General features: G+C 61.9%; 20 protein-coding genes and 1 pseudogene. 15 read left to right on the forward strand and 6 right to left on the reverse strand.

What is annotated here, in order from left to right; all coding sequences use genetic code 11:
* The first annotated feature begins 145 nt into the window (after window positions 1–145).
* From OKW41_RS07560 to OKW41_RS07575, 4 genes and pseudogenes are all read left to right on the forward strand, one after another.
* Window positions 146–1,909 (forward strand): thiamine pyrophosphate-binding protein, encoded by a 1,764-nt coding sequence (locus OKW41_RS07560; RefSeq protein WP_429572068.1) that lies wholly within the window; start codon window positions 146–148, stop codon window positions 1,907–1,909.
* Between the two features lie 24 nt (window positions 1,910–1,933).
* A complete protein-coding gene (gene frc, locus OKW41_RS07565; RefSeq protein ID WP_429572069.1) occupies window positions 1,934–3,181 on the forward strand; it encodes a formyl-CoA transferase in 1,248 nt (415 codons plus the stop codon).
* Window positions 3,182–3,190: 9 nt separating this feature from the next.
* A pseudogene (locus OKW41_RS07570) lies at window positions 3,191–3,997 on the forward strand (fumarylacetoacetate hydrolase family protein); the annotation flags it as partial.
* A 9-nt stretch (window positions 3,998–4,006) separates the two neighbouring features.
* Window positions 4,007–4,765 carry an NAD(P)(+) transhydrogenase (Re/Si-specific) subunit beta gene (locus OKW41_RS07575; RefSeq protein ID WP_429446939.1) on the forward strand — a complete coding sequence of 253 codons (759 nt, stop codon included), beginning with the start codon at window positions 4,007–4,009 and terminating at the stop codon, window positions 4,763–4,765.
* 90 nt (window positions 4,766–4,855) lie between these two features.
* Here OKW41_RS07575 and OKW41_RS07580 read toward each other — a convergent pair whose 3' ends face one another.
* Complete coding sequence (locus OKW41_RS07580) at window positions 4,856–5,176, reverse strand: hypothetical protein (RefSeq protein WP_429572070.1); 321 nt, start codon at window positions 5,174–5,176, stop codon at window positions 4,856–4,858.
* A 96-nt stretch (window positions 5,177–5,272) separates the two neighbouring features.
* Window positions 5,273–6,220 carry a LysR family transcriptional regulator gene (locus tag OKW41_RS07585; protein ID WP_018424728.1) on the reverse strand — a complete coding sequence of 316 codons (948 nt, stop codon included), beginning with the start codon at window positions 6,218–6,220 and terminating at the stop codon, window positions 5,273–5,275.
* Between the two features lie 371 nt (window positions 6,221–6,591).
* Between OKW41_RS07585 and oxlT the strand changes: the two genes are divergently transcribed.
* From oxlT to OKW41_RS07600, 3 genes are all read left to right on the forward strand, one after another.
* The gene (gene oxlT / locus OKW41_RS07590; protein WP_429445915.1) at window positions 6,592–7,941 is read left to right on the forward strand and encodes an oxalate/formate MFS antiporter; all 1,350 of its coding nucleotides are present in this window, start codon (window positions 6,592–6,594) and stop codon (window positions 7,939–7,941) included.
* A gap of 30 nt (window positions 7,942–7,971) precedes the next feature.
* The gene (locus tag OKW41_RS07595) at window positions 7,972–8,955 is read left to right on the forward strand and encodes a LysR family transcriptional regulator (RefSeq protein ID WP_429445917.1); all 984 of its coding nucleotides are present in this window, start codon (window positions 7,972–7,974) and stop codon (window positions 8,953–8,955) included.
* Between the two features lie 92 nt (window positions 8,956–9,047).
* On the forward strand, window positions 9,048–10,499 hold the full coding sequence (locus OKW41_RS07600) for an aldehyde dehydrogenase family protein (RefSeq protein WP_429573362.1): 1,452 nt from the start codon (window positions 9,048–9,050) through the stop codon (window positions 10,497–10,499).
* Between the two features lie 85 nt (window positions 10,500–10,584).
* Here OKW41_RS07600 and OKW41_RS07605 read toward each other — a convergent pair whose 3' ends face one another.
* The 4 genes from OKW41_RS07605 to OKW41_RS07620 form a co-directional block, all read right to left on the reverse strand.
* The gene (locus OKW41_RS07605; RefSeq protein ID WP_018424732.1) at window positions 10,585–11,562 is read right to left on the reverse strand and encodes a 2-dehydropantoate 2-reductase; all 978 of its coding nucleotides are present in this window, start codon (window positions 11,560–11,562) and stop codon (window positions 10,585–10,587) included.
* Window positions 11,563–11,754: 192 nt separating this feature from the next.
* On the reverse strand, window positions 11,755–12,375 hold the full coding sequence (locus tag OKW41_RS07610; protein ID WP_429445920.1) for a LysE family translocator: 621 nt from the start codon (window positions 12,373–12,375) through the stop codon (window positions 11,755–11,757).
* Between the two features lie 109 nt (window positions 12,376–12,484).
* Window positions 12,485–13,066 (reverse strand): hypothetical protein, encoded by a 582-nt coding sequence (locus OKW41_RS07615; RefSeq protein WP_429572071.1) that lies wholly within the window; start codon window positions 13,064–13,066, stop codon window positions 12,485–12,487.
* A 149-nt stretch (window positions 13,067–13,215) separates the two neighbouring features.
* A complete protein-coding gene (locus tag OKW41_RS07620; RefSeq protein WP_429445923.1) occupies window positions 13,216–13,797 on the reverse strand; it encodes an IMPACT family protein in 582 nt (193 codons plus the stop codon).
* Window positions 13,798–14,352: 555 nt separating this feature from the next.
* Here OKW41_RS07620 and OKW41_RS07625 point away from each other — a divergent pair.
* From OKW41_RS07625 to OKW41_RS07660, 8 genes are all read left to right on the forward strand, one after another.
* Entirely contained in the window at window positions 14,353–14,544 is a 192-nt protein-coding gene (locus tag OKW41_RS07625) for a Flp family type IVb pilin (protein ID WP_429572072.1), read from the forward strand.
* A gap of 57 nt (window positions 14,545–14,601) precedes the next feature.
* Window positions 14,602–15,129 carry an A24 family peptidase gene (locus OKW41_RS07630; protein WP_429445927.1) on the forward strand — a complete coding sequence of 176 codons (528 nt, stop codon included), beginning with the start codon at window positions 14,602–14,604 and terminating at the stop codon, window positions 15,127–15,129.
* A gap of 24 nt (window positions 15,130–15,153) precedes the next feature.
* On the forward strand, window positions 15,154–16,098 hold the full coding sequence (gene cpaB, locus OKW41_RS07635; RefSeq protein ID WP_429572073.1) for a Flp pilus assembly protein CpaB: 945 nt from the start codon (window positions 15,154–15,156) through the stop codon (window positions 16,096–16,098).
* A 136-nt stretch (window positions 16,099–16,234) separates the two neighbouring features.
* Window positions 16,235–17,596: a type II and III secretion system protein family protein gene (locus OKW41_RS07640; protein WP_429445931.1), complete on the forward strand. Its 1,362-nt coding sequence runs from the start codon at window positions 16,235–16,237 to the stop codon at window positions 17,594–17,596.
* Between the two features lie 11 nt (window positions 17,597–17,607).
* A complete protein-coding gene (locus OKW41_RS07645; RefSeq protein ID WP_429292383.1) occupies window positions 17,608–17,982 on the forward strand; it encodes a CpaD family pilus assembly lipoprotein in 375 nt (124 codons plus the stop codon).
* 36 nt (window positions 17,983–18,018) lie between these two features.
* A complete protein-coding gene (locus tag OKW41_RS07650; RefSeq protein WP_429572074.1) occupies window positions 18,019–19,245 on the forward strand; it encodes an AAA family ATPase in 1,227 nt (408 codons plus the stop codon).
* Window positions 19,245–20,660, forward strand: a complete 1,416-nt coding sequence (locus OKW41_RS07655; RefSeq protein ID WP_429572075.1) for a CpaF family protein — start codon at window positions 19,245–19,247, stop codon at window positions 20,658–20,660. Before OKW41_RS07650 ends, OKW41_RS07655 begins: the two co-directional genes overlap by 1 nt.
* Entirely contained in the window at window positions 20,657–21,643 is a 987-nt protein-coding gene (locus tag OKW41_RS07660; RefSeq protein WP_429572076.1) for a type II secretion system F family protein, read from the forward strand. Before OKW41_RS07655 ends, OKW41_RS07660 begins: the two co-directional genes overlap by 4 nt.
* Window positions 21,644–21,655: the final 12 nt, after the last annotated feature.

Genomic DNA, 21,655 nt, shown 5'->3' on the forward strand with positions numbered 1-21,655 from the left:
CCATGTCTCGAAATTGGCCTTGAAGGAATGTGATATATCACATACGGTATCTTCGAAGTCGTGAGACGTCGGTGCAACCGGACGTATATCGAAGCGGGCGCGTCCGTCGATAACCGTTGCACATCCGATTGATGAGGAGATGACCATGTCTGCAGTTGTTTCATCCCTGAGTCCGGCCACGGCCACCACGACCGCCGACGACACGCTCAAGCAGAAGACCCGCGACGCGGGCGTCGTGTCGGGCGGCCATCTGGTCGCAAAGGCGCTGAAAAACGAGGGGGTCGACACGATCTTCACGCTGTGCGGCGGCCACATCATCGATATCTACGACGGCTGCGTCGACGAAGGCATCCGCATCATCGACGTGCGCCACGAGCAGGTCGCCGCACACGCGGCCGACGGCTACGCGCGCCAGACCGGCAAGCTCGGCTGCGTGGTGACGACCGCCGGCCCCGGCTGCACGAACGCGGTGACCGGCATCGCGACCGCGTTCCGCTCGGAAAGCCCGATCCTGCACATCGGCGGGCAGGGCGCGCTGACGCAGCACAAGATGGGCTCGCTGCAGGACCTGCCGCACGTCGACATCATGGCGCCGATCACGAAGTTCGCCGCGAGCGTGTCGAGCACCGAGCGCGTCGCGGATATGATCTCGATGGCCGCGCGCGAATGCTTCAACGGCGCGCCCGGTCCCGCCTACCTGGAAATTCCGCGCGACGTGCTCGACCGCGAAGTCGACGCGTCGCGTGCGATCGTGCCGCGGCCGGGCCGCTATCGCGCGTCGACGAAATCGATCGGTGACCCGCGCGACATCGAGAAACTGGCGGACATTCTCGTCGATGCGGAACGCCCCGCGATCCTGTACGGCCAGCAGGTGTGGACCGCGCGCGGTCACGAGGAAGCGATTGCGCTGCTGCGCGGCATTGAGATTCCCGGCTATTTCAATGGCGCGAGCCGCGGGCTGCTGCCGCCGGGCGATCCGCATCATTTCGATCGCACGCGTTCGCAGGCGTTCGCGAATGCCGACGTGCTGATTGTGGTCGGCACGCCGTTCGATTTCCGCATGGGTTACGGCCGACGCATCAGCAAGGAATTGACGCTGGTGCAGATCGATATGGACTATCGAACCGTCGGCAAGAATCGCGATATCGATCTGGGGCTCGTCGGCGATCCGGGCGCGATCCTCGCCGCGGTGCTGCAGGCCGCGAGCGGTCGTATCAAGGACGACAAGCGTCAGGCGCGCCGCAAATGGATGGCGCAGTTGCGCGACGCCGAAGCGACCGCAACCGAAAAACTGATGCCGCTATTCCGCTCGAATGGCACGCCGATTCATCCCTATCGTGTCGCGTACGAACTCAACGAATTCCTGTCCGACGACACCGTCTATATCGGCGACGGCGGCGACGTCGTGACGATCTCCGCGCAAGCGGTGCGCCCGCGCCGCCCCGGCCAGTGGATGGACCCCGGCGCGCTCGGCTCGCTCGGCGTCGGCACCGGCTTCGCGCTCGCGGCGAAGCTCGCGCACCCGCACAAGGAAGTGCTCTGCTATTTCGGCGACGGCTCGTTCGGCATGACCGCGTTCGACATGGAAACCGCGAACCGCTTCGGCGCACCGTATCTCGCGGTGATCGGCAACAACTCGGCGATGAACCAGATCCGCTACGGCCAGCTTGCCAAATACGGCGAAGAACGCGGCAACGTGGGCAATCTGCTCGGCGACGTGCCGTTCAGCAAATTCGCCGAAATGCTCGGCGGCTATGGCGAGGAGGTGCGCGATCCCGCGCAGATCGCGAGCGCGCTACAGCGTGCGCGCGAAGCGATTCATCGCACCGGCCGCTCGGCGGTGGTCAACATCTGGGTCGACCCGCGCGAGTACGCACCGGGCACGAAGAACCAGACCATGTACAAATAACCCTCATCGTTCAGGAGATACGACATGGCCAAGGCACTCGACGGTGTGCGCATCCTCGATTTCACGCATGTGCAATCGGGGCCGACCTGCACGCAATTGCTCGCATGGTTCGGCGCGGACGTGATCAAGGTGGAACGGGCAGGCGCGGGCGACATCACGCGTGAGCAGCTGCGCGATATTCCCGACGTGGATAGCCTGTACTTCACGATGCTCAATCACAACAAGCGCTCGGTCACGATCGACACCAAGCATCCGGAAGGCAAACAGGTGCTCGAAGCGCTGATCCAGACATGCGACGTACTGGTCGAAAACTTCGCACCGGGCGCGCTCGACCGGATGGGCTTTACGTGGGAGCGGATTCAGGAATTGAATCCGCGCATGATCGTCGCCTCGGTGAAGGGCTTCGGTCCCGGTCCCTACGAGGACTGCAAAGTCTATGAAAACGTCGCGCAATGCGCGGGCGGCGCGGCGTCGACCACCGGCTTCGACGACGGCCCGCCGGTCGTGACCGGCGCGCAGATCGGCGACAGCGGCACGGGGCTGCATCTCGCGCTCGGCATCGTCACTGCGCTCTATCAACGCACGCATACCGGACGCGGCCAGCGCGTGCTCGCGGCCATGCAGGACGGCGTGCTCAATCTGTGCCGCGTCAAACTGCGAGACCAGCAGCGGCTCGACCGCACCGGCGTGATGAAGGAGTATCCGCAATATCCGAACGGCACGTTCGGCGAGGCGGTGCCGCGCGCGGGCAATGCGTCGGGCGGCGGCCAGCCGGGCTGGATTCTGAAATGCAAAGGGTGGGAGACCGACCCCAACGCCTATATCTACTTCATCACGCAGGCGCCCGTGTGGGCGAAGATCTGCGACGTGATCGGCAAGGAGGAGTGGGCCACGGACCCCGACTACGCGACGGCGCCCGCGCGCCTGCCGCGATTGAAGGAGATCTTCGCCGAAATCGAACGCTGGACGATGACGAAGACCAAGTTCGAGGCGATGCAGATCCTGAACAAATACGACATTCCGTGCGGCCCGATCCTGTCGATGAAGGAAATTGCCGAGGAGCCGTCGCTGCGCAAAACCGGCACGATCGTCGAAGTCGATCATCCGAAGCGCGGCAAGTATCTGACAGTAGGCAATCCCATCAAGCTGTCCGACAGTCCGACCGACGTCAAACGCTCGCCGCTGCTTGGCGAACATACCGATGAAGTGATGGCCGAGCTCGGTTATTCGGCCGAGCAGATCACGGCGCTGCGCACGGCGGGCGCAATCTAGGAGCGAGGCATGCAGACGTGGATGCGGTTCATGTCGGGCGACGGCGGCATCGTGTTCGGCCGTGTCGAAGGCGCCTATCTGCACGAGTACGAAAGTCTCGCGCAGCCGGTGCCGACCGGCGCAGTACTGTCGCTGCGCGCATTGACGCCGTTGGCGCCGTGCTCGCCCGGCAAGATCGTTGCGCTCTGGAATAACTATCACGCGCTCGCGGCGAAGCTCGACAAACCCGTGCCCACGCATCCGCTGTTTCTGCTGAAGCCGGCGGCGTCGGTGATCGGCGCGGGCGAGCCGATCCGCCGGCCGCGTCACTACGCGGGCAAGATCGTCTACGAAGGCGAACTCGGCATCGTGATCGGCCAGCGTTGCCGCGACGTGGATGCGCAGCAGGCGGAGGCGGCGATCTTCGGCTACACGCTCGTCAACGACGTCACCGCCGCCGATCTGCTTAACGAGAATCCGCATTTTCCGCAGTGGTGTCGCGCGAAGAGCTTCGATACCTTCTGTTGCCTGGGTCCGGCCATCGTCTCCGGTTTCGACTGGCGGGCGGCGCGCCTCCTGACCACGCTCGACGGCGCCGAGCGTCAGAACTATCCGCTCGCCGATATGGTCTTTTCGCCGGCCGAGCAGGTGAGTCTGATATCGCAGGATCTGACGCTCGAACCCGGCGACGTGATTGCGTGCGGCACCTCGGTGGGCGTGGGGTCGATCAAGGACGGTGCAACGGTCTCGATCACGATCGATGGGATAGGCACGCTGGCCAATACCTTGAGCGCGGCGCAGCGCGACGAGCCACGGCGATCGGGCGATATCGCGAACGCGGTGCTGATGGTGGCGTTGGCCGCGCTCTCGCGACGACAGTTCGGCCGACGTTCGGCGCATCGGCATTCATGCGTGCGCGAACGCGATCTGACACGCAGGCCCCGGATGCTTGCATTGCTTGGCAGCGGCATCGGTTTGGCGGTCGCGTCGATAGGCTTTACGCGCTACCTGTTGGCAGCGGCGCGCGAGAACAGCGAACGCATCGAACTGTTTGCAGCCGTGTTGATCGGCGCGCTGCTCTTTGCGATCTCGGCGATTGCGTTCTGCAAGCTGCGCGGCGCATTGCAACTCGAGGCGGTCGCGCGGCCGGGACATCACGTCGTCAATCTGTTTGCGCTGTTTTTGTGCGGATGGCTCGGTTACGGCTTCGTCACTGAACAGACACAGCCATTCGGACTCGCGGCATTGCTCGCGACGGGCGCGCTGGCGTTGGCAATGGGCGTGCATCTGATGCTGAGTCGCGAGTACTCGGCCGATCCCGCTCACGCGGCGAATCGCGTCAGTTGCGCAGCGCGCATGTATGCCTTCGCCGCACGTAGCGATGGCCTGGCGATCGGCAAGCCGGGCCTGCTCGAGAACATCGAGTGGCATGGCGGGGAAGAGCAGACGTGGGCGCTTCGCGATGTCACGCCGGCGATGATGCGCGTGAGCGCCTCTGCAGATGGTCGGGATGGGCGTGATGGTAGACGCGGCAATGGCCGCAAGCGGGACTGTGCACGCCAATGCGCGCACGAGCGGCCGGTTCATTTCACTACACGTCGCTGATCAATGATGCATGCGCCGCCAGGAGACCTGATTGCCAATAGCGAAGACGGCGGGACGATGATCCCGCCGCCCGAGTCTTTTTCGATGCTTCTATTCGCCCACGGTCGCGGCGAATTCGCTGTAGTACTGCGTCTTCCTATGCAGAATCAGTTGCGCGAGAAAGTCGGCATCGTACGCCCGATGCAGGTGGCTGTGATAGCGCTCGATATAAGCGGTGATTCGCGCCAACTCGCCATTGAACTCTTTCAGCATGTCGAGCGTTGCACGGTCCCAGCGAAACCGCAGCCCAAGATCGCTGAACGCGGCATTGTAGGCGCTCAGGTGCGCATCGTCGGGTTGGTCTTCGTGATCCGCCGCCGCTGTGCGAGCGTTGCGTGTACTGATAGGGGATTCAACCGGAGCGTGGTTCATGATCGGCCTCCTCGGCTCGCAGGTGAAAGAACTCGCTTGCAGCATAGAAGTCGCGATCGATTTGTAATAGTTAAAGTTTTATTGGCTTTCCATAGCCTACGGCTTATGCACGCTCAGTTCCTTCACGCGGGTGATCTTTTCGATCAGATTGGCGCCTTCCTCCATCAGGAAGCGTTTGAAGGCGACGGCAACCGGTGGCAGACGCTTGTTCTTCCGATGCACGACATACCAATTGAGCATGACCGGAAAGGTTTCGACGTCGAGCACGACCAGATGACCCAGTTGCAATTCGAGGCTGATCGTATGGGCGGACAGAAACGCGATGCCCATGCCGGCGATGACCGCCTGCTTGATCGTCTCGGTGCTCTTGATCTCCATCGCAATCTTCAGATTGGACAGCCGGCCGGCAAAACCTTCTTCCATCGAATTCCACGTGTCCGAGCCGCGTTCGCGCACGATGAACGCTTCGTTCGCGAGTTGACTGAAGCGGATATTGCGCTTGTGCGCAAGCGGATGAGTGGGCGCCGCGACGATCACGTACGGGTGCGGCGCGAACGGTTCATTGGTCGCGTCGGTTTCGTGCGGCGGACGCACCATGACCGCGAGGTCGGTCTGATTGGTCGCCAGTTGATGAAGCAGTTCTTCGCGGTTGTGTACCGCGAGATTGAGATCCACACCCGAATAGCGACGCGTGAATTCGGCGAGAAGGCGCGGAAAGAAATAGTCGCCCGCGCTAATCACCGCAACATTCAGTTTGCCGCCGGAGACGCCCTTCAACTGGCTCATCGCTTCGTCGACTTCATGGAACTGCTGCATGATCGCGCGGCTGTAGTGGAGCATTTCCGTGCCGGCCGGCGTCAGATAGATCTTCTTGCCGAGTTGCTCGAACAGAGGCAGCCCCGCATGTTCCTCGAGTTGCCGGACCTGGGTGGAAACGGCCGGCTGAGTCAGATGCAATTCCTCCGCGGCGCGCGAAAAACTCAGGTGGCGCGCTACCGTTTCAAAGACCTTCAGTTGCCGCAGAGTTGCATTGCGCATCGTCATGGTCGATGTATAAGGAAACGTGAATCAACATAATAACAAACTTTAATTATGAGTAATTCAGCAATGACCCTAGCATGAAATCTATAACAAGCCGAATAGCCGCTGTAATACGCGGGTTAACGCATAGATATGTGGTGTAGCGGACTCAATAGCGGGGAATAAGCTGTAATGCTTACCGGCTGAAGCGTGGTTCTGGTCGGAATAAAGCAAGAATTTTATAGAAGACGAGTTCGGGGGATCTGCGGAAACACAAAAGCGTCAATTGAGATTTTTCCCGAATAGCGAAGTTCTCGGGCCATAACGATAAGGCGGGACGCATCCAGCGCGGCGCGTAAGCCGGCTGCACTAAATATATAGCGGAGACAAGGCTCATGAACGATATCACCCAGCAATCGACGACCCATATGTCCTGGCGTAACCGATGGTGGCAACTCGTCATCGGCATGGTATGCATGGCGCTGGTGGCGAATCTGCAATATGCGTGGACGTTATTCGTGGCTCCTATGCATGCGCGGCATCACTGGAGCGAGGCGTCGATCCAGCTCGCGTTCTCGATCTTCATTCTGACCGAGACGTGGCTCGTGCCGTTCGAGGGCTGGCTCGTCGATCGATACGGGCCGCGCCCGGTGGTGGCAGCCGGCGCGGTATGCGCGGGTTTGTCGTGGATTCTCAATTCGCATGCGACCACGCTCGGCATGTTGTATTTCGCCGCGGTGATTGGCGGGATAGGCGCGGGCGGTGTGTATGGAACATGCGTCGGCAATGCGCTCAAATGGTTTCCCGACCGGCGCGGTCTCGCCGCGGGTTTGACGGCCGCGGGCTTTGGCGCAGGCGCGGCGCTGACGGTGATTCCGATTGCGAACATGATTACCCGCCGCGGCTATGAAGAGACGTTCCTGTTCTTTGGCATCGTGCAAGGCGTCAGCATTCTGCTGCTCGCGATGCTCCTGACGCGGCCGCTCTTGAGTCAGCCAGGGGTACGCAAGAGCCGCTTCGCGGTGTCGAAGGTCGATTTCACCTCGCGCCAGATGATCAGAACGCCAGTGTTCTGGGTGATCTACGCGTCGTTCGTCGCGGTCGCGGCAGGCGGCTTGATGGCGACCGCGCAGATCGGCCCGATCGCGAAAGACTGGGGCATAGCGCGCATTCCGATGACGGTCTTCGGCGCGACGTTGCCGCTGCTGACCCTCACGCTGTCGATCGACAATATCTTCAACGGCTTGACGCGTCCGCTGTGCGGCTTCATCTCCGACAAGATCGGCCGTGAAAACACGATGTTCGTGATCTTCATTGGCGAGGGGCTCGCGTTGCTCGGCATGATGCAGTTCGGCAGCAATCCGTATGCGTTCATGGTCTTTGCCGCGCTGATCTTCCTGTTCTGGGGCGAGATCTTCTCGATCTTCCCGGCGACTTGCGCCGATACGTTCGGCAGCAAGTACGCGGCCGCCAATGCCGGCACGTTGTACACCGCGAAGGGCACGGCCTCGTTGCTGGTGCCGATCGCGTCCGTACTCGCGGCGACGGGCGGCTGGAGCCTTGTCTTCGTCTTTGCCGCCGTCATCACGATCGCAGCCGGCATTTCCGCGAAGTTCATCCTCGAGCCGATGCGCGCGCGTTGGATCGAATCGCACAATGAACCTCAGGGCGCGCTGGCCGTCGCGGGTCATGGCAATGGCAATGCGTCGCGAATGAGTCACTGGCCCGAACAGTCTGGCGAATAACGTGAGCGTCGCGCGCCCGGAACCGACGCCATGAACGTTTCGCTGCAGCAGCTCAAGGTATTCGTCGCGGTCGCGCGCGAGCGGAGTTTCACGCGCGCGGCGCGCGAGTTCGATCTGACGCAGTCGGCCGTGAGCCGTTGCGTGCGTGAACTGGAAGACGCGCTTGAATTGAAGCTGTTCGATCGCACGACACGCCAGGTCGAACTGACGAATGCGGGTGCGAGTCTCGAGAGAAGAATTGGCCGGCTGCTCGACGAAATCGAGTTGACGCTGCTCGAAGAGCGCGCTGCTTATGACGGACACACGGGCGTCGTCTTATTCGCGAGTAATCCGGTGTTGTCATCGGGCTGGGTGCCGCAGGCTTTGGCGCAGTGCGCGTCGGTTTTTCCCGAGCTGGTCGTATCGGTCAACGATCAGCCTCAAAGCAGCGTACTGGCCAGTGTCGAGCAGGGCGAGGTGGATTTCGGCGCGGTCTGTGTGACTGCACCTGTCGATCGTCCTCTACTGCACGCTCAGGTACTTTTCACTACGCCGCTGCATGCGGTGCTTCCATCCGCGCATCCGCTAGCGCGGCAAGACAGCATCGGATGGCACGCGTTGCGCGAATGTCCACTGATAACGCTGAATGCCGATACTGGCGTGCGCGCCGCGCTCGCACCGGTACTCGCCGCGAACGGATCGAAGCGCCGACCGTTGCAGGAACTCGGACACGTTGCGACGGTAGCGCGCATGGTCGAATTGGGACTGGGTGTCGGCGTATTGCCTGTCGATGCGCATTGGCCTTCGCCGGGCGCTTCGTTGGTGAGCCGCCCGCTGGTCCCCGAAACGGCATTGACGACTGTACTCGTGCACCGCAGAAATCGCTCGCTTCGTCCCAATGCGGCTGCTGCGTGGGCGCAGTTCGTTGCGTCTACGACTGATCATTCGCCGATCGCGAACGAAGCGCCTGCCGCAGCCGCGACGCCAAGCTTCAACTGGCGGTCCGTGCGGCAAAGCCTGTTGCCGGAACCTTAGACAGGGGTCGACCAAAAAGCTTGCGCGACGCGCGGCATTCGATCGATGCGCCGTCAGTCAACGACATAACGTCCTACTCAAGGAGCTTCATGATGGAAATCCCGACCGATCTCAGCCACCATGATCTGCTGATCGACGGCAAGCGCATGCCGCCAGGCACCGGGGAATATTCCGTCGACATCAATCCCGCGACCGAGGAGCCGATCGCACTGGTGGCGCAAGGCAGCGCCGCCGACGTCGATGCCGCGGTGCGCGCCGCGCGCGGCGCATTGAAAGTATGGAATTCGATTCGGGCCGCCGAACGCGGGCGCATCCTGCAACGTCTCGCGGGCCTGATGCGAGAGAACATGGAAGAACTCGCCGCGCTCGAAAGTCTCGACGGCGGCAAGCCGATTGCCGCGGTGATGCGTCAGGACGTGCCCGCCGCGATCGATACCGTCGAATACTACGCAGGCTGGTGCGACAAGATCAACGGCCAGGTGGTGCCGACGCGTCCCGATGCATTGACCTATACGTTGCGCGAACCTGTCGGCGTGGTCGCCGCAATCGTGCCGTGGAATTTTCCGCTGATGATCGGCATGTGGAAGATCGCGCCCGCGCTCGCATGCGGTTGCACGCTGATCGTCAAGCCCGCCGAGATCACGCCGCTCACCGCGTTGCGCATCGGCGAGCTGGCGCTCGAAGCGGGCGTGCCGCCGGGTGTGCTCAACATCGTCACCGGCAAAGGCAGCGTGGTGGGCGACGCGATGGTCTCGCATCCCGGTATCGACAAGGTCACGTTCACCGGTTCGCCTTCGGTCGGACGAGGCATCCTGCAGGGCGCGGCGGGCAACTTCAAACGCGTGACGCTGGAACTCGGCGGCAAGTCGGCCAACGTGATTTTTGCCGACGCGAATCTCGACAATGCGGTGCGAGCCGCGGCGTCGGGCGTGTTCTTCAATACGGGGCAAGTGTGCTCCGCCGGGTCGCGGATACTCGCGCATCGCGACGTGTATGACGAAGTGGTCGAGCGTCTGGCCACGCGCGCGAAGTCGATCAAGGTCGGCGATCCCTCGCTGCGCGAAACGTCGATGGGACCGCTGATTTCGGCCGCGCAGATGAAGACCGTATTGAGCTATGTCGACACGGGACGCTCGGAAGGCGCATCGCTCGTGACGGGTGGCGCGCGCGTCGGCAATCGCGGCTTTTTCGTCGAGCCAACCGTGTTCGCGAATGTCGAGCACGAAATGCGTATTTCGCAGGAAGAAATCTTCGGGCCCGTGGCGAGCGTGATCCGTTTCAACGACGAAGCGGACGCGATCCGAATCGCCAATGGCACGTCGTACAGTCTCGCGGCAGGCGTGTGGAGCGCTGACTTGAGCCGCGTGCATCGCGTGGCGCGCGACCTGAAGGCGGGCACGGTGTGGATCAACACCTACGGCTATACGGACGTGCGTTTGCCGTGGGGCGGCGCTGGCGATTCGGGCTTCGGTCGCGAGCATGGCGATGTCGCGATCGAGAACTTCACGGAACCGAAGGCGGTGTGGGTGGCGATCGATCAATAGCGGCAAATGCGAAAAAGGATCGGATGCATGGCATCCGATCCTTCAGGTCGTGTCGCAAAACGAAAAGGAATTGACGAGTACTCGGTCAATTGCCCTGTAAAGCCATCTTCTCGCGCAATTTGATCAGTGCGAGCACGACGTCGATAGTGGGTGTCGGTTCGGCAACGAGTCGCCCCATTTCCTGCACGACGGTCAATAAAGGATCGATTTCCATCGGCCTGCGGTGCTCGAGATCGACGAGCGTTGATGTCTTGTGCGCACCGACCGCACCCGCGCCATCAATACGCCTTTCCACATCGACGCGAAAGTGCACGCCGAACTGATCCGCGATTCGCTTCGCTTCGAGCATCATCGTGCGTGAGACCGCGCGCGTGCCCGGGTCACTCGTGAGCACATCGAGCGTTGCATGCGTCAATGCGCTAATCGGGTTGAAGCACAGATTACCCCATAGCTTGAGCCAGATTTCGTCGCGAATGTTGTCGCGAATCGGCGCTTCGAAGCCGGCCGCCTGCATGATCTCGTGCAATTGCTGAATGCGCGGGGTGCGCTCGCCACTGGGTTCGCCGATGGGAAACTTCTTGCCGTACACATGTTTGATCACCCCCGGTTCGACGATCTCCGCCGCCGGATAGAGTACGCAGCCAATCGCGCGCTCGGGTCCGAGCTTGGTCCATTGCGAACCGTCGGGGTCGACGCTCGTCAGCCGGGTGCCGGCAAAGCGCCCGCCGTGCTGATAGAAGTACCAATATGGAATGCCGTTGACGCCGGTAACGATCGCCGTGTGCTTGCCGAGTAGCGGTTGCATGGAATCGACCACGCCAGGCAGCGAATGCGCCTTCAGCGTCACGATGACGAAGTCCTGGACGCCGAGTTCGCGTGGATCGGACGTGCAGCGCACCGGCGCGCTGAACGTTTCGCCATCCATGATGAGGCGCGCGCCGTGTTCACGCATCGCGGCCAGATGCGGGCCGCGCGCAATGAAGCTGACGTCCGCGCCGGCGCGTGCCAATTGCACGCCCATTAAACCGCCAATCGCTCCCGCTCCGAAGATGCAGATCTTCATGATGTCGCTCCGTGACGATGAAAAAGCCGTTCGCCCAATGCCGCATTGCAGTCATTCGCGGCCGGTCACGGTTCGAGCATAAGGTGGCGCGACGAATGCTGATAGTTAAAGTTTCTCCGTCGATGTATTAGCTATTCGTTATGAAAAGACCGCACGCGAATGCTGCTTCGACTGTCGGAGAGCCTCGATACCTCAGCCGCGCCGAACCAGCAGAAAACTCACGCCGATTGCCGCGAGAAATCCGCCGCAGCAGCGATTGAACCAGCGGCGGATCTGCGCGCGCATCAGCCATTTGCCGAGATACATGCCGGCCCACGAATACAATGCAATCGCGACCCATTCGAGTACCAGAAAGCTCGCGCCGAGCGCGGCGAATTGCGGCAGTATCGGCTGCGCGACGTCGACGAATTGCGGCAGGAACGCGGTAAAAACCAGAATCGCCTTCGGATTGCCCGCCGCCACGAAAAACTCGTGCCGTGCGATGCGCGAGAGCGCGGCCTCCTGGGGTTGCGACGTATCGATTGCGGGTGCGGCGCTGCGCCACAACTGGATCGCGAGCCAGATCAGATAAGTGGCGCCCGCGAGTTTGATCGCCAGAAAGATCCACTCGGACGCATGCAGCACGACCGCGAGACCGGTCGCGGCGAGTGCGAGCATCATCGCGAAGGCGAGCAGCCGGCCGCTGCCGCCGACGAACGCTTTCATGAAGCCATGACGCGCGGCCACATTGATCGAAAGCAGGTTATTGGGCCCGGGTGCGAGGTTGATGGCAAAGCAGGCGGGTAAAAAGAATAGCCAGGCGGTAAGGGACATGACGGCTTGCATTCCGAACGGGAGATCACGATGCATCGCGCGGAGGATCGCGCGCGATGCGTTGCCGGGATTGTAGCGAAACCGCGCCGCGCCTCGGCCGGCCGCGTGCTCAGTTCACCGCCTTGATAAAGCCTGGATCGCCAATCAACGTATCGACGCTGACCTTGACCGTGTCTTCGATCGCGATCGTGTTGTTGGTGAATTTCGGCGACTTCTGCTTCACGGTGCGCGTGGTCGTGTACATGACTTTTTGGGTCGCCGCATCGACAACCACGTAGTGCATCTTCAGCGTCCACAGCGCCGGCGAGCGCCTATCGTCCACCGTGAAGGTTTCGATGCTGCCGCTGAGCACGCGTTTGTTGTCGTCGATACGAAAACCGGCCACTCGCAGACTATTCGCGACGCCATTGCGCACCACGAGGCTGACGTCGTCCTTCAGCACGAGCCCGGTCATCCCGGTATTTTCGATGCGGTTCGGCGAGACGTGACCGTCGCGCGCGGGCAGATACGCGAAGTCGCGTCCAGGGGCGACGCTGAGCGAGCCGGTGCCGTGGGTCTTCGTGTGCGTTGCGCTGGCGCTGCTGTTCAGACCGAACCATGACCAGGAGCACGCGGACAGCAGCGTGGGCAGCAGTATGGCGCCGCAGCCCTTGAGCACGACGGATCTCAACGGCGAACGCGCAGCAGCCATGCGGGAGAAAGCGGCGGTCGAAGTCAGAGGAGTTGCCTTTTCAGTGGAGTCATCCCGGTGAAGAACAGCATGGTAGCAGCGAACCGGACCGTCGAACCTTCAAACGGATGTTTTCGGAATTGCCCGCGTCAGGGCCGGACCTGAGCCGTTCAGAAAAAGCCCGCCTTTCCTTGCGTGATATCGATCAGCGTTGCTTTGGCGTCGTCGAGTGCGTTGGCGGGCACGCGCATCGTCATCTTCACCAGCATGCCGTAGGCGCTGTCCACGAGCGCATAGCCTTCGGCGTCCATCCATCGACGGACTTTGGCTTCGTCGGCATAACTCACTTCGACGCCCAGCAAAACCTGAGCAATCCTCTCGACGCGCGGCGCGTCGAGCAGCGCGGACGCGATCGCATCGGTGTATGCGCGCACCAGACCGCCCGCGCCGAGTTTCACCCCGCCGTAATAGCGCACGACGGCCGCGAGCACGCCGTCCAGATCGTGATGTCGCAGCACTTCGAGAATCGGCCGGCCGGCGGTGCCGGACGGCTCGCCGTCGTCGGACATGCCGGATTGGCCGCCCGCGAGCAGCGCCCAGCACACATGCGTCGCGGCCGGATGTTCGTCGCGCAGACGATGCAATTCGGCCATCGCGGCATCGCGATCGGCGACCGGGATCGCATAGGCGATGAAGCGGCTCTTGCGAATCTCGAGTTCCGCAGACGCTGTGGTTGAGACGGTGTGACTCACGTTAGTCGAGATCCGTTATGTCAATAAAATCAATTGGTTGACGGGGTGACTTCGTCCCGCTTGTGTTGACCAGGGATGGACCGGGTGCGACATGGACTGCGGGCTCAGATGGGGCAATTATGCGTGGACATCAACCTATTGATCATTGCGCGAAATAAGGGCCGCATTTCACGAGATCGAGTGCAGTCTTCTTGCGATTCGGTGACGCATTATTGATCGATTTCATCAAATTTTTCGCCCAATATTCCGACCCGTTTGGTCGCCAGTCGGCGCGGAAAAATTCTTTTTTTTAACTGCATCGATCACCGGTCTTCTTGCGATTCGGGAATGCACTAGTGATTTATTCAGTAAAGTTCCCTGAATACCGGCCGTTAACAGATGAGACGGTGAGGCTCTTACTCAGTCCTGGTTGCATTCCATGAGCCGAATTGAGTGGGTTTTTCCCGTCTTCTCCGCCCGGGGGTATCCGGTTCGCGCGGCTATGATAAGTGCAGGTCGGATCCGCAACGACCGGGAAATCTTGGCTATCGACCAACAGTGTTTTTGAGGGGCTATATGAAAATTCGTCAATTCGTCAAAAAATTCGCGCGCGACGAGCGCGGCGTGACCGCGCTGGAGTACGCGATTCTGGCAGGGATCATCGTGGGGGCGGTTGTGTTGGGTGTCGGTTATCTTTCGGGCGCGCTTAAGACGGGCTTCGGCGAGCTGAGCACCCAGATCGGCAACGCTACCACCGCTGCCTCCTGATCCAGTTGAAGTTCCCCCGAATTCACCCGCATTACGCGAGCTCAATGAGAGGTGGCGATGTCCGAGCTTTCACTCGTGGTCCGGCTGGCGGCGGTGGGAACGCTGGGGTGGCTTGCAGTGATGGATGTGCGCGACCGCCGTTTGCCCAACAAGGGCGTACTCGCGGTCGCCATTCTGTTCTTTGCCGATGCGGTGCTCGCGCAAATGTCGTTGTCTGCGACCGGGGAGCATGTGCTGGTTGCGGCTGTAGTAAGTGTGCTGTGCGTTGGACTCTACCTGATGAACATGCTGGGCGGCGGAGACGTCAAGCTGGTTGCAGCCATCGGCCTGTGGGTCGGTAGCAACCTGCTGGTCGCGACGTCGACGCTGATGCTGGTTGCTGTGACCGGGTTGCTCGTTGCACTGCTCGGCCTCGCGACACGTCGGCTCGATCCCGCTGCGTGCTTCGGATCAATGCGCGGTCTTGCATTCTTTTCCTGTCGGCGCGGGGTGCCGTACGGGGTCGCGCTTGCTGCGGGTGGCAGCGCGGCAATTCTGTTACCGCTCTGGTTGCCTTGGGCGATAACGCACATTGTGAAGCACTAGAAAACGACTTCGGCCTCTGCCTATATGTCCAAGATCATAAAGCTGGCAGCTCTGCTGCTGGGCGCACTGCTTGTGGCGTTTATCGTGCGTTTCGTTGTCCAAACCGCGACAGCCCAGCACGTTCAGCCTCCTGCCATGAAACGGGTCCGCGTAGCGGCCGCCGATCTTCCCGCCGGCCTGCTGCTGCGAGAGGCCGATCTCGCCTGGAAGGACACGCCGGTGGCGAGCGTGCCGGCCGGTGCGGTGATCGACGGCGATACGGCGAATACAGTCGAACTGAAAGGCGCGCTGTTACGTCAAGCCGTGTCGACTGGCCAGTCGGTCCAGTCCGATGAGGTCATCCTTCCGGGCGCGCCGGGTTTTCTGGCCGCTACGCTGAAACCGGGAATGCGGGCGGTGTCGGTTGCGATCGACGACGTCTCGGGCAATGCCGGTCTGATTGAGCCGGGCGACTACGTGGACCTGTTGCTGACCCAACAGATGAGCAACCGTACCGACGAGCCGGTGCTGGCGGTGGCGAGCGAAACCATCGTTCAGCACGTGCGCGTGCTGGCCGTCGGCTCGGTCATTCAGCGTCCGAAGGCAGACGGCAATCCGTCCGATTCGGGTAACCGGGCGCGCACCGTCACGCTGGAAGTCTCACCGGAGAGGGCAGAGGTGGTGTCCGTGGCGGCGCGGCTTGGTAGCTTGTCGCTTGCCCTGCGCAGCTTTGCCGTGGCCAGCCGCGATCCTGGCGCCGATTCCTCCGACGCGGCTTCCGCTCCGCCCGGACCCGTCTGGGCCGGCGATATTTCGCGTGCCGTGCGCGAGCTGCCACGACCGGCGAGCAATAAGCCGCAGAGTGCCGTCCCAGGCCATAGCGTGATGGTTTATCGCGGTTCGCAAAAAAATCTGGCCGAGGATTCGAGCGTGCCGTTACCGGGCGGTGGTCATGTCCCTCCGCTTCCGACCCAGCCCATGCCGCAATAAGAATATGAAAGCAATTTATCTGACTGGGGTAGCGCCAGGGAAATGGCCGATGGTCGCACGCGCGGTGGTGTTCGCCGTCGGGCTGGGAATGGCTGTCGGAGCGCAAGCGCAGGTGAGAAAGCTTCCACCGACATATATGGCACAGAAGCCCGTACCAATCCGCGCGAGTGAGCATGCCGACGCCGACGGCAGCGTGAGCGTGACAGCTGGGCAGGAGGTGCTCGTGCGTCTCAATCAGGATGCCAGTTCGGTATTCGTGGCCGATCCGGACGTGGCCGACGTGCACATGCCGACTCCGCGCGTACTGGTGCTACTCGGCAAGAAGGCCGGCACGACAACGCTGTTCGCGCTGACGGCGAACGGCGTGCAGTTGCTCAAGCGCAGCGTTGTGGTCGGCGCCGATCTGGACACGCTGCGCCGCATGATGGCGGCGCGCTACCCGGACGCTAATCTGCGGCTCAACGCCGGGCCCGGATCGCTGCAGGTCTCGGGCGAAGTGTCGGGATCAGATGTCGCGGATGCCGTGGTGCAGATGATTACGCCGTACCTGGCGGAAAAACAGGTGCTCGTGAACCGCATGACGATCGCGCATCCGTTGCAGGTGCAACTACGCGTGCGCATTTCCGAAGTCGACCGTACCGTCACCCAGCAACTAGGCGTGAACTGGCAATCGCTCGGCCTCCCTGGCAATTGGCAGACAGGGCTGTTTAACGGTCGCGGCATTCTCAATACGACGGGATCGAGTAGCAACGGCGGTTCGCCTGTCAATCTGGCGACGAACGGTGCGTTTTCGCTGCTGACCGGTTTCGCGACGAGCCACTGGAACATCCAGATGCTGCTGGACGCGCTCCATCAGGAAGGATTGCTGACGATGCTGGCCGAGCCGAATCTCGTGGCGTTGTCTGGCCAGACCGCCAGTTTTCTCGCGGGCGGGGAGTTTCCGATTCCGGTTTCGCAGACCAACGGCGCGATCGATGTCGAGTTCAAGCAGTTCGGTGTGAAGCTGGACTTCACGCCGACCGTGCTCAACGACAATCGGATCAGCCTCAAGGTCCGGCCTGAAGTGAGCCAGATCGACTCGTCGGTCAGCGTTACCACTGGCGGCATCACGATTCCGGGCCTGAGCGTGCGCAGCGCGAATACCACGGTCGAGCTCGGCAGCGGTCAGAGCTTCGCCATCGCGGGTTTGCTGCAAAACAATACGAGCAACACCATTTCGCAGATACCCGGCCTCGGCTCGATTCCGGTACTCGGCAAGCTGTTTTCGTCGAACAGCTACCTGAACAACAAGACCGAACTGGTCATCATCGTGACGCCGTATCTGGTCGATCCGGTCAGTCCGGACAAACTGCGTACCCCGCTGGATTCGGTTATGCAGCCAGTGGGTGACCTCGAGTACAGCTTCCAGCACACCTATGGTTCGGCGGGCGCCAAGGCGCCCGTCGCGGACGCCGACACCCAGCCGCGTCTGGTGGGCCGGGCCGGATACATCTATTGATCGGAGCGACCATGACAATGCGATTCAGGATGCTGTTTGCTCCGCTCGGTCTGCTCGTCACGCTGCTGGGCGGGTGTTTCCAGCCGCCGTTCGATATGCCCGATGCCTCGGTCATCCGCCACGACGATGGCCAGGTCGTGCCGCCGGATTGCAGGCAGCTTGCCGTGCCATCCGGGCTGACCGACGGCGGCCTGCGGCAGCCCTCGGTGGCATGGGGGTGCGCGACCTACACCAACCTGGCCGCGCAGATCGCGCATCCACGCGATCTGGAGCAGCCTGGACCCATGGGGCCGGCCGATGCGGCCGTGGCAGCCGATGCGATGCGCCGCTACGAGCAGGACAAGGTCACGCCGCTCGACAAGCAATCTTCGCGCAACGCGAAGTAACGACAGGACCCAACCCACTTCGCCCCCGGATTTCACATGAGCATGATTGGATCCCTCATCAAGCCCGCCAGGTCCGACGGGGTTGCCGCCGACTTCGTCGCCTTCGTCGCTGACCGCGAGTCCGAGCAGGTACTGAAAAGCTTCGTTCTGGACGAAGCCCTGCCGCATACCTTCATCGCGGAGGGCGGCATCGAGGAAGCCATCGCTCGCCTGTCCAGCATGGAGCACTCGCCGAAGCTGCTGCTCGTCGATCTGCAAAGATCCGAAATGCCGCTTTCGGATCTGGCTCGGCTTGCCAGCGTCTGCGAGCCGTCGGTACAGGTGATCGCGCTTGGCGAGCGCAACGATGTCGGCCTGTACCGTAGCCTGCTCGGCATCGGCGTGGGCGAATATCTGGTCAAGCCGCTGACGGTCGGACTGCTCAAGCGCACGCTGAACTTGCGCGAGGGGCGCGCGATGCCGGTGTCGCAAGCACGGGCTGGCAAGGTGCTCACGTTCGTTGGCGCGCGCGGTGGGGTAGGCACGACCACGATCGCGATCAACCTCGCTCGCAACCTGGCCCGCTCGCGACGTCGCGTGGTGTATCTGGACCTGAACCTGCACGGTGGGGCTGCCCCAAGCATGGTTGGCCTGAGGAGTAATAACGGTCTGCTCGATGTGCTGCAGAACGTCAATCGGCTCGACCCCGCCTATCTCGAGCGTGCGATGCAGTCCGTGGAGAGTTCGCGGCTACTGATGTTGTCCGCCCAAATGGGATGGGACGACGAGCGCCCGTTCGGGGAGGGCGCGCTAGAGAAAGTGCTGGACATACTGGTGTCGAGTTTCCATTACGTATTCCTCGATATCGGCGAGCGCGCCGATCCGCTGACCCACGAGGCGTTTCGCCGCGCTGGGCGAAGCTACGTGGTGGCGGACCGGTCAGTCCATGCCGTCCATGAGACCGGCCGGCTGATCCGGTATATCGAAGCCTGCAGTAGCGGCAGTCCCGCTACGTCTGTTCTGCTAAACAATCCGAACATAGCGACAGCGGGCAAGGTCGAGCCGGGCGACTTCGAGGCGTCCATTGGCCGGCCCGTGCTGGCCGAGGTGCCGTTCGAACGCCGCGCGCTCGCGATTGCCGAGAATGTCGGCGCGCCGGTAGCCGCCGGCAAGACCGAAGCGTTCGAGCAGATCATCATGCATCTGTCCGGCGATCTGACCGGCAACAACCAGAACACGGTTGTGCAATCGGGCCTGTGGCAACGACTCAAGTCGAGGAAGTGATGCAATTCGGTCAAAAACGCATCGCCGAACCGGCCCCCGCGCCCATCGAGGGCGATACCGAAGCGCTCGAACCTAAGGCGCAGCTCGACGAGAATGCGTTGCGACGGTCTCACGCCGCCTTGGTTCAGAACGACACGGATGCAGCTTCCGACACGTCGCTCGTGCGCTCGGAAACGTACAGGACGGTGCGCAATGCCGTGCTGTCGACCATGAATGCCTCTTTAGTGCTCACTTATAGCCGCGAGCAACTGAAGCCCGAACTCGAGCCGTTGGTTGCCGCGATCATCGAGCGCGAGCGCCTGAACATTCCGCTCTCCGAACAAGGGCAGATCGTCGAGGAACTGCTCAACGACATGTTCGGGCTAGGGCCAATCGAGCCGCTGTTCGCCGATGAGACGGTGACCGATATCCTCGTCAACGGCCCCGATCAGGTCTACATCGAACGGCGCGGTAAGCTGGAAATCACACCGTACAGGTTCCGCGACAATGCGCACGTGACCACCGTGGCGCAGCGCATCGCGGCGGCGATTGGCCGACGCGTCGACGAGAGCAGCCCGATGGTGGATGCCCGGCTGCCGGACGGCAGCCGGGTCAACGTGGTACTGCCGCCGCTCGCATTGCGCGGGCCCGCGATCTCCATTCGTAAATTTTCCAAGCGCAAGCTCACTCTCCAGCACATGGTCAATCAGGGCAACATGTCCCTCGCCATGGCGCACGTGCTGAAGATCGCGGTGACCTGCCGCCTGAACGTGCTGGTCTCGGGCGGCACGGGTTCCGGCAAGACCACGTTGCTCAATGCGCTCTCGCATTTCATCAATCACGGCGAGCGCATCGTAACGATCGAGGACGCGGCGGAACTTCAATTGCAGCAGCCTCACGTGGTCAGCCTCGAGACGCGCCCCGAAAACACCGAGGGGATGGGTGGCGTCGATCAGCGCGATCTGGTGAAGAACGCGCTGCGGATGCGCCCCGACCGCATCATCCTCGGCGAAACGCGCGGCGAGGAAGCTTTCGATGTGCTGCAGGCGATGAACACGGGTCACGATGGTTCGATGACCACGATCCACGCCAATACGCCGCGCGATAGCCTGACCCGGCTCGAAAGCATGGTGACGATGGCCAACGGCAATCTCCCGTTGATGTCGATCCGGCGGCAGATCGCAAGCGCGCTGCACCTGATCGTTCAGGTCGAGCGGATGCGCGACGGTATCCGCCGGCTGACACGCGTGACCGAGGTTGCGGGTATGGAGGGCGACGTGATCATCACTCAGGATCTGTTCGTCTTCCGTTACGACGCCACGGCCTACGAAGCAGAGGTGAAGGGCAACTTCGAAAACGGACACCTGCGGCCGGCATTCACCGAACGGGCCTCGTACTATGGCCTCGACGAAGCCTTGCTGGCGGCCGTTGCGTGAGCGCGATCGTCAACCTCGCCACTATCGCCGCTTTCCTTTGCGCGGTGATCATCGGCATCATGCATATAGTCTGGCAGGACCTGCGCAATCAGCGCCCCGATGCGTTGATCCGCGCACGCATCGCGGCGATGCCTGCGGAAACAGCGATTGGCGCGACGGCTTCGAGCGACGTACAAGCGATTATCAAAGGGCATGCGTTAGGCCACGCTGAAGAGACACATATCGTGATCGCGTGGCTTCGTGCACGGCGCGACCGCTTGCGCACGGTCGCGCCGCGCGGGCTGCCAGTCGTGATAGCCGGCAGCATCGTCGCATTGGGTGTGGCACTGGCGATCCCGCGGTTCACGTCGACACCAGCCATTGTCCAGATCCTGCTTGCGCTCGCGTTGCCTGTGTTCGCCGCGCAGCGCATCTACCAGATGTTCGTCGACCGTTTCCGTGAAGGCTTTCTGGCAGCCTTGCCGGATGCGATCGACATGATCGTGCGTGCGGTGCGCGCCGGGATTCCCGTGGTGAAGGTATTGCCCATGGTGGCCCAGGAGTCCACACACCCACTGGCCGGCGAGTTCAAGCGCATTGGCGATTCGCTCCAGCTCGGGATGGATCTGGAGGAAGTGCTGAGCGCGGCGGTACAACGCGTTCACGTGGCCGATTTTTCCTTTTTTTGCGTGTGCTTGCTGCTGCAGCGCGAAACGGGCGGACAACTGGGCGAAACGCTCGAGAACCTGGCTGGGATAGTGCGTGCCCGCCGCGAAATTCGTCAGAAGACCAAAGCGTTGACGGCGGAGACGCGGATCACGGTCAAGATCCTCGCAGCCATTCCCGTTCTCATCGTGGTGTCGCTGTACATGTTGAATCGCGCCTACATCATGCTGCTGTTCACCACGCCTACCGGCCATTCCATACTGACGTTCGCCGTGACGGCGATCATCGCGGGCGTTGCAGTCATCAACAAGATCGCCAACCTGGATACCTCGCGATGAGCACGATGCGTA

The sequence above is a fragment of the Paraburkholderia sp. UCT70 genome (assembly GCF_050434085.1).
Classification (GTDB): Bacteria; Pseudomonadota; Gammaproteobacteria; order Burkholderiales; family Burkholderiaceae; genus Paraburkholderia; species Paraburkholderia tuberum.

What these genes read in the sequence shown, in the direction of transcription:
- OKW41_RS07560 (WP_429572068.1), top strand. Translation starts at nt 146, where the DNA reads ATGTCTGCAGTTGTTTCATCCCTGAGTCCGGCCACGGCCACCACGACC.
- frc (WP_429572069.1), top strand. Translation starts at nt 1,934, where the DNA reads ATGGCCAAGGCACTCGACGGTGTGCGCATCCTCGATTTCACGCATGTG.
- OKW41_RS07575 (WP_429446939.1), top strand. Translation starts at nt 4,007, where the DNA reads ATGGTGGCGTTGGCCGCGCTCTCGCGACGACAGTTCGGCCGACGTTCG.
- OKW41_RS07580 (WP_429572070.1), bottom strand. Translation starts at nt 5,176, where the DNA reads ATGAACCACGCTCCGGTTGAATCCCCTATCAGTACACGCAACGCTCGC.
- OKW41_RS07585 (WP_018424728.1), bottom strand. Translation starts at nt 6,220, where the DNA reads ATGACGATGCGCAATGCAACTCTGCGGCAACTGAAGGTCTTTGAAACG.
- oxlT (WP_429445915.1), top strand. Translation starts at nt 6,592, where the DNA reads ATGAACGATATCACCCAGCAATCGACGACCCATATGTCCTGGCGTAAC.
- OKW41_RS07595 (WP_429445917.1), top strand. Translation starts at nt 7,972, where the DNA reads ATGAACGTTTCGCTGCAGCAGCTCAAGGTATTCGTCGCGGTCGCGCGC.
- OKW41_RS07600 (WP_429573362.1), top strand. Translation starts at nt 9,048, where the DNA reads ATGGAAATCCCGACCGATCTCAGCCACCATGATCTGCTGATCGACGGC.
- OKW41_RS07605 (WP_018424732.1), bottom strand. Translation starts at nt 11,562, where the DNA reads ATGAAGATCTGCATCTTCGGAGCGGGAGCGATTGGCGGTTTAATGGGC.
- OKW41_RS07610 (WP_429445920.1), bottom strand. Translation starts at nt 12,375, where the DNA reads ATGTCCCTTACCGCCTGGCTATTCTTTTTACCCGCCTGCTTTGCCATC.
- OKW41_RS07615 (WP_429572071.1), bottom strand. Translation starts at nt 13,066, where the DNA reads ATGGCTGCTGCGCGTTCGCCGTTGAGATCCGTCGTGCTCAAGGGCTGC.
- OKW41_RS07625 (WP_429572072.1), top strand. Translation starts at nt 14,353, where the DNA reads ATGAAAATTCGTCAATTCGTCAAAAAATTCGCGCGCGACGAGCGCGGC.
- OKW41_RS07630 (WP_429445927.1), top strand. Translation starts at nt 14,602, where the DNA reads ATGTCCGAGCTTTCACTCGTGGTCCGGCTGGCGGCGGTGGGAACGCTG.
- cpaB (WP_429572073.1), top strand. Translation starts at nt 15,154, where the DNA reads ATGTCCAAGATCATAAAGCTGGCAGCTCTGCTGCTGGGCGCACTGCTT.
- OKW41_RS07640 (WP_429445931.1), top strand. Translation starts at nt 16,235, where the DNA reads ATGGCACAGAAGCCCGTACCAATCCGCGCGAGTGAGCATGCCGACGCC.
- OKW41_RS07645 (WP_429292383.1), top strand. Translation starts at nt 17,608, where the DNA reads ATGACAATGCGATTCAGGATGCTGTTTGCTCCGCTCGGTCTGCTCGTC.
- OKW41_RS07650 (WP_429572074.1), top strand. Translation starts at nt 18,019, where the DNA reads ATGAGCATGATTGGATCCCTCATCAAGCCCGCCAGGTCCGACGGGGTT.
- OKW41_RS07655 (WP_429572075.1), top strand. Translation starts at nt 19,245, where the DNA reads ATGCAATTCGGTCAAAAACGCATCGCCGAACCGGCCCCCGCGCCCATC.